Genomic DNA, 7493 nt, shown 5'->3' with positions numbered 1-7493 from the left:
GTTCAAGGAAATCCGGATACAACAGCGATCGTAAGAATATTTTCTTGCGCAGTTTGTGTCCAGCCATGCAACACCATCGATCGTAAGAATATTTTCTTGCGCAGTTTGTGTCCAGCCATGCAACACCATCGATCGTAAGAATATTTTCTTGCGCAGTGCGCGCTCAGCCATATCCTCTCACCTGAAAAATTGCAACCATAAACGAAATCTCCCTCCTTATGACCCTCCTGCCACCTGTTCTATACTTGGATTACCAAATAGAGATATGAACAGATACGGAGGAATGCCGCGATGGACTCACAGGTTACCATCCCAGAGAAACACGGCAATGAAGCAACCCGCGTACACAAGGCGGCTCTCTTCTTCAAGAAGCTGAAAAGGCAAAAGATTTTGCAACTGATGGCGTTATCCGGTATGGTGTGGCTGGTTATCTTCCACTACATCCCCATATACGGCATCATTATCGCCTTCAAGGAATACAACATCGTTCATTCCATCAGCTCCGCGCCTTGGGTCGGGCTTTATCACTTCAAGGAGTTTTTCGAAGACGACAGCCTCGGCTACGTCATTAAAAATACATTCGGGATGAGCTTGCTGAAGCTGTTAATCGGCTTCCCGATGCCGATCCTGTTCGCGCTAATGCTGAACGAGCTCAGATCGGTCCGCTTCAAAAAAGCGGTTCAGACCATCTCATACCTGCCCCATTTCTTATCCTGGGTCATTCTGGGCGGCATCCTGACCACCTGGCTAGCGGATGTGGGCATTATAAATAAAGTATTGCTAGCGCTAGGTTTTATCCACGAGCCGATCAGCTACCTGGCTGAACCTAGTTATTTCTGGACGATTATCGTCAGCTCGGATATATGGAAGGAGCTCGGCTGGTCCGCCATCATCTACTTGGCAGCGATTACAGGGGTTTCGCCGGAGCTGTATGAGGCAGCCACCATTGACGGCGCCGGACGCTTCCAGAAGATGTATTACATTACGCTGCCGATGATTAAAGGCACGATCACGATCCTGTTCATCCTGGCGGTCAGCGGCATCTTGAACTCGAACTTCGATCAGATATTCGTGCTGAAAAACCAGCTGAACGAAGTAGCCAGCAACGTCATCGACACTTATGTCTACCAGATCGGCATCTCGCAAGGCCGTTACTCTTATGCTACAGCCGTTGGTCTCGTCAAGTCAGTCATTGCGTTTATACTCCTGCTCACGGCGAACAGCATCACCAAGCGACTCAATAACACATCATTATTTTAAAGGGTGGACGGACTATGCAAACACGCTTACGATCAGAAAAAATATTCGACTGGTTTAATACGCTGGTCATGCTATTGATCTGCTTCGCAACGCTTTATCCGGTCTGGTATGTACTCATTAATTCGTTGAATGAAGGAATGGACGCCATGCGCGGCGGCATCTACTGGCTGCCCCGGGTGTTCAGTCTGGAGAGCTATACGACCGTGTTCAAAAACGACGGACTGATGACCGCATTCGGCATCACAGTGGCGAAGACGGTGCTCGGCACCTTCATCCATGTTTTCTTCACGGCGATGGTCGCTTATGCCATCTCGCAGAGAGAGCTGGTAGGCCGGAAGCTGTATCTCATAGTCGGCACGATTACGATGTTTTTCAGCGGCGGCCTTATTCCGCAATATTTGCTGCTTCGTGATCTGGGCTTGCTCGATACATTTTGGGTCTATATTTTCCCGGCAATGTTCAGCTTCTTCGACCTTATCATCTTTATGACCTTTTTCAGAGAGATTCCGTATGGCCTGGAGGAAGCGGCCAAGATGGACGGCGCCAACGATTTCAGCATCTTTGTCCGGGTCATCATTCCGGTCTCCATGCCGGTCGTCGCCACCATCGCGTTATTCCACGGTGTGTATCAATGGAATGATTATTTTGCCGGCGTCATCTATGTCAACGATCCGAATTTGCAGCCGATCCAAACCTTCCTGTACCGGATTGTGGCGCTGTCGGGCTCCAATCAGATTGTATCGACCGTAACGGGTGTGACCAAGACCGTCACCTCGCAGTCGGTCAAGCTGGCCACGATGGTTGTGGCGACGCTGCCTATCGTATTCGTGTATCCGTTCCTGCAAAAATATTTTGTTAAAGGCTTTATGATTGGCTCCATGAAAGAATAACGTCGGCTTTCACAGCAATGCTATTGGCCAGGCAAAGCTGAGAGCATATATAATCATCATAGAGAGGGGTATCAAGCATGGCAGTTATGCGTAAATTCATTACCGCAGTTACATTAATCAGCTTGCTGCTGACTGCGGCAGGCTGCGCCTCGAATGGCGGCAACAAAAGCAGCGAGACGCCTAAGCCGTCCGCGGAGCAAACAGCAGTTAATCCGGATGCGCCGGGCTGGAAAGGCAATACCGAGCCGATTACATTCGATTGGTATTTGAATTACTCCTGGTTCCAAAAGAAATGGGGTTCCGATCCCACGTCTCAGTATATTACGAAAAAAACAGGCGTTAACTTGAACCTGATCGTTCCCGCAGGCAACGAAAACGAAAAAATTAACACGATGATTGCCTCCGGTAAGATGCCAGACTTCATTACGCTGGATGCCAATGACGATGCGGTGAAGCGACTGATCGAAGGCAAGATGGTATTGCCTCTGAACGAGCTGGCAGACCAATATGATCCTTATTTCTACAAAGTAATCGATCCGTCCAAGGCTTCCTGGTTCGCTGAGCCGGACGGCAACTTCTACGGCTATCCGAACAACTCGTCGTCTCCGAGAGATTATGAGGCGAATGAAACGATGTTCACATCGACGCAAACCTTCATGGTGCGTAAGGATATGTATGAAGCGCTTGGCAAGCCGGATATGAGAACGCCGGAAGGCTTCATCAACGCGCTGAAGCTTGCGAAGGAGAAGTTCCCGGAAGTGGACGGCCAGCCGCTCATTCCGCTTGGTCTGCATGAGTTTACCGACACGGGCAACTATGCGCTGGAAAACTACTTACAGAACTTCCTTGCGATCCCGCAAGAGGTGGACGGTAAGTTGAACGACCGCACGACAGATCCTGAATACATCAGCTGGCTGAAGACATTCCGTCAAATTAATAGTGAAGGCTTGTTGTCCAAAGACATCTTCATCGACAAGAGACCGCAGATGGAAGAGAAGATTGCGCAAGGACGCTACTTCGCGATGCTGTTCCAATGGAAGGATATGAGCTCGCAGCAAAACATCGTATACCAGAAAGACCCGAACCGCATCTATATGTCGATCGACGGACCTTCCAACTCGAAGCTGGAGGATCCGACACTGAGCGGACCAGAAATCGGGGGCTGGGGCCTCACGCTTATCTCGAAAGATGTGAAGGATAAGAAAAGAGCCATCGAGTTCTTGACGTACATGATCAGCGAGGAAGGCCAGAAGGACTTCGCCCTTGGTGAAAAAGGGGTAACCTATGATACGATTGACGGCAAGGATCAGCTGTATCAAAAGGTTATCGACGAGACGGAGTTTGACTACGGCACGCAATACAGCTACTTCATGCTGACCGACTATAGCATGTGGCTCAGATGGGCTCCGGCTACGAAGGAGCAATATACGATTTTGGAGGATTGGACAAGAGGCAAGACGCATAACTTCTCCGCCTTCAGCAATCTGAATCCGCAAGGCACAACCGAGGAAGGCATCATTTCGCAGAAGATCCGCCAGCAATGGGGAAAAGCGCTGCCGAAGATGATATTGTCCAAGTCGGATGAGGATTTCGATGTGATCTTCAATGATTTCCTGCAGGACCGCGAGAAGCTTGGCTTCGACAAAGTGGTTGCGTACCAGCAGAAGAAATATGAAGAGAACGTGGCTAAACTAACTAAATAATAACAGTGTACTAAAGCAGCAAGCAGCAAGGCCCATCTGGATATGGGCTTTGCTGTATTGTTGCTTACTCTACTTTATGGATGTGACGATCTGTGGGACAACGGCTGCGATGGAACAGGCTTGCGCAGTATATTGGAAATATGCGATTGCAGACGAAGATGGTTGTCTCGTATATCCTGATTATATTGATTCCGATTTTAATCTTTTCAAGCTACATGTCCAACAACTTCTACAATAATACGATCCATGATACGATTCAGTCCAATCAATATTTGCTAGACGTGGAGTATAACAAAATTACCAACAATATCGATCTGATGGAGCGGACAGCGCAATTGATGCTGCTGGACAACAAGGTGCTGGATTATCTGGTCCTGAAGCAAGAAATGGATACGCTCTCATTAATGGATTTCTCGCGGAACGTGCTGCCGGATCTGGTGCGGCTTCAATTCAACAATCCCAATATTGCGCATATCCGTATGTACTTCAACAACCCGTATACCAAAGAGCTGTGGCCGATCTTCCTGGACGAGAAGCGGATCGCGAATGTTCCCTGGATGCAGGAGCTGAAGGAGCGCAACGGGATGGAGCTGTGGGAGTTCGATACGGAGGACCGCAACGTGATGAGCCTGCCGACAAGCGAGTCGTTCCAGAAGGAGAAGTCTAAGGTATCACTGCTTCGGCAAATTAGCTACGGGACGGATAAGCAAGCGGGGATCGTGCAGATTGACATGTACCTGGACGATTTCTTCTCCAGAGTGGAGCATGACGAACAGGATCGCCAATCGAAGCTGCTGCTGCTGGATCGGAAGTCGCAATTTTTCTATCATGACCAAACGTCCTTCGTAGCCAATATTCCGCTGGATGATCTGGAGCAGCGCATCAAGTCTGCCGCAGCTACGGACGGGTCTCATTTTGAAATCACCTATAACGGCGTGCCTTATATTATGATTTTCAAAAAAATCGATCTATTGGACGCCTTTATTATAAGCGCCGTGTCCTTGGAGGAGCCTCTTCAGGCGATTCGTGATACGGTGCAAAATCTGATTCTCGTCAGCGTTGTATTGATCGTCATTCTGTCGCTGATCACGTATTTGCTGAGCCGTATTATTTTCAAGAGGCTGCGTATGCTGCAAAACGCCATGAATCGCGTGCGGAACGGAGATTTGCAGGTCAATATCGATGTGAGCGGCGGCGGAGAGGTTGGCGAGATTGCCCTTCATTTTAAGATGCTGATGAAAAAAATCAATTCACTCATCGTCGATGCGGTCAATAAGCAGGCGGCGGCCAAGGAAGCGGAGCTGAATGCGATGAAGAACCAGATCGATTCGCATTTTATGTACAATACGCTGGAAAATTTGAAGATGCTGGCGGAGGTAGAGGGGCAGTATGTGCTCTCTGATGCGCTGACCTCCCTTGGCCGCATGATGCGCTACAATCTGCAATGGACGAGCAATTATGTCCGTCTGCGCGACGAGGTCCATCATATCCAGAATTACATTGCGATTATGAATATCCGGTACGACGACAGAATTTCGCTCCAGCTATTTGTGCCGCAGGTCTATATGGAGCATGAGATATTGAAGATGTCGCTGCAGCCTGTGGTGGAGAACGCCATCAAGCATGGCCTGTATACCAATGAGCGAGGCGAGGAGCTGCCGCTGGTTCTGTCGATCCGGGTGCATGAGGCGAATGATCATATGCTGATTGAGATGATGGATAATGGCAAAGGGATGGACGCCGAGGGTGTGAACCGGATTAACTATATGATTCGTCTGAACGATGCGGATTTCCGCCAGGTGCAAGGAGCGGTCAAGTCCGGGGAAGAGAAGGGCAACGGAATCGGCCTGCGGAACGTCAATCAGCGGGTGAAGATGAATTATGGCAATGATTACGGCATTCAAGTGCAAAGCGTAGAGGGGCAATATACGACTGTCAGCATCAAGCTGCCGACACTACTATTCTCCAAGGGAGATGCGGGACATGCGGAAACTTCTGATCGTGGATGATGAAAAAAATATAAGGATTGGCCTGAAAGCGATGATTGAGCGGGAACTGCCGGGCCGCTATGACATAACGTTCGCCGTGAACGGGGCGGATGCGCTTGAGAGATTGAAAGAGCAAGTTATCGATCTGCTTATTACTGATATTCGTATGCCTGTCATGGATGGCATCGAGCTGATCAATCAGCTTCAGGAGATGGAGGGCAAGCCGGAAGTGATGATCCTGAGCGGGCATGACGATTTCCAGTATGCCAGAGAAGCGATGCGATGTGAGGTGCGCATGTATCTGCTTAAGCCGATCGTTCGCGAGGAGCTGGTAGAAGCGTTGACGATGCTGGAGGAGACGCTGGTCAAGAAGGAGACGATCTCTCATCAGTTCAAGCAAATATCCGACCAGATGAAGGAGCATATTGAGACGCAGTTCAATTATGTGTTCCTGCGCTCCGACCTGGAGGAGGGGGAGATCGAGGAGCGGCTCGGCAAGCTGGAGCTGCCGGAACTGGGCGGAGGCTATCGGCTTGCCTTGCTCAAATGGCCCGATGCTGGACAGCGCGGACGGGATCAAGGGCAGAAGTTTGCTTTTCTGGACCTGGTCTTAAAGCGTCTGGGGAGTCAGGCGGAGGCGCTGACGTTGCGTTTCATGAACCGGCACGGTCACCTTGTTGTGCTGACGGGTTATCCCGAGCTGCTCTCGGCTATTGAGGAGCTGATCCAGCAGCAGGTGGAGATGCGGGTGAAGATGGGGGCCAGCAAATGGACTGGTCGGCTGGCACGCGTGAATGAGGCTTACGGTCAAGCGGAGAGGGCGCTTAACTATTCGCTGTTTTACAAGCATTCGGTATGTCTTCGTTATGAGGAATTGGAGGGAAGGGAATCGAATTACGAGCTGCCGATCGCATCGATCAAGAAGATATCGAATATGCTGGGTACCGATAGAGAGTCTGATGTGATGAGTTTGTTCAAGGAAGTGGTCGATTTGCGCGTTGTGATGAAATACGATATTTCCTATATGGAAGGCATCAGCCGCGCATTCAATGAACTCGTCTTCGATCAAGTGTTCAATGTATACGGCGAGGAATCAGTTGAAATTTTGAAGCTGTACAAGTCTGTCGCCGATTTATATAGCTTCTGGGATTTTCAAGACTATTACCATCATGTCGAGACGCTGCTGAAGAAGCTGGATTTGTATGTAGGCAATATGAAGAACATCCATAACGACAATCGCGAGATGAACAAAGCGATTCAATATATTCACGAGAACTATAATAATGAGCTGAATATGGCGATGGTGTCTAATTATATCTCGATGAACTATTCCTATTTCAGTCAAGCCTTCAAAGAGTATACGAATGAGAGCTTCGTCAATTATTTGAAAAAAATTCGGATCGGCAAGGCGAAGGAACTGCTCGCCAGCACGAATCTGAAGGTGCATGAAGTCGGCGAGCGGGCCGGCTTCGAGAACGCCAAGCATTTTCACCGCGTATTCAGAGAGCTGGAGGGCGTTTCCCCTAATGAGTTCCGGCAAAAGGAGCAATCCGCCGCCGACCTGAAAAATCGGCACCATATATGAAATCTGAAGCCTTATTCAGACGGAAGGGCTCTTCTATAATGTAGGCAAGGCAGCAGAAGCATACAGA

At 49.3% G+C, this 7493-nt stretch carries 5 protein-coding genes; all 5 read left to right on the top strand.

Annotated features, from left to right (window positions below; translation table 11 throughout):
• Positions 1-291: 291 nt before the first annotated feature.
• The 5 genes from ACFVSO_RS18940 (at position 292) to ACFVSO_RS18920 (ending at position 7426) form a co-directional block, all read left to right on the top strand.
• Positions 292-1260, top strand: a complete 969-nt coding sequence (locus ACFVSO_RS18940; RefSeq protein WP_387476428.1) for an ABC transporter permease — start codon at positions 292-294, stop codon at positions 1258-1260.
• A gap of 14 nt (positions 1261-1274) precedes the next feature.
• Positions 1275-2150 carry a carbohydrate ABC transporter permease gene (locus tag ACFVSO_RS18935; protein WP_387476426.1) on the top strand — a complete coding sequence of 292 codons (876 nt, stop codon included), beginning with the start codon at positions 1275-1277 and terminating at the stop codon, positions 2148-2150.
• 77 nt (positions 2151-2227) lie between these two features.
• Positions 2228-3853 carry an extracellular solute-binding protein gene (locus tag ACFVSO_RS18930; protein ID WP_387476424.1) on the top strand — a complete coding sequence of 542 codons (1626 nt, stop codon included), beginning with the start codon at positions 2228-2230 and terminating at the stop codon, positions 3851-3853.
• Positions 3854-3945: 92 nt separating this feature from the next.
• On the top strand, positions 3946-5862 hold the full coding sequence (locus ACFVSO_RS18925; protein WP_387476422.1) for a sensor histidine kinase: 1917 nt from the start codon (positions 3946-3948) through the stop codon (positions 5860-5862).
• The gene (locus tag ACFVSO_RS18920; RefSeq protein WP_387476420.1) at positions 5837-7426 is read left to right on the top strand and encodes a response regulator; all 1590 of its coding nucleotides are present in this window, start codon (positions 5837-5839) and stop codon (positions 7424-7426) included. Before ACFVSO_RS18925 ends, ACFVSO_RS18920 begins: the two co-directional genes overlap by 26 nt.
• Positions 7427-7493 lie beyond the last annotated feature (67 nt).

Source organism: Paenibacillus sp. NPDC057967, assembly GCF_042887015.1.
In the GTDB taxonomy this organism is placed as follows: Bacteria; Bacillota; Bacilli; order Paenibacillales; family Paenibacillaceae; genus Pristimantibacillus.
This window is presented reverse-complemented; position numbering and strand designations above follow the sequence as displayed.

Coding starts and splice junctions, on each gene's coding strand:
- ACFVSO_RS18930 (WP_387476424.1), top strand. CDS start 2,228: ATGGCAGTTATGCGTAAATTCATTACCGCAGTTACATTAATCAGCTTG.
- ACFVSO_RS18940 (WP_387476428.1), top strand. CDS start 292: ATGGACTCACAGGTTACCATCCCAGAGAAACACGGCAATGAAGCAACC.
- ACFVSO_RS18935 (WP_387476426.1), top strand. CDS start 1,275: ATGCAAACACGCTTACGATCAGAAAAAATATTCGACTGGTTTAATACG.
- ACFVSO_RS18920 (WP_387476420.1), top strand. CDS start 5,837: ATGCGGAAACTTCTGATCGTGGATGATGAAAAAAATATAAGGATTGGC.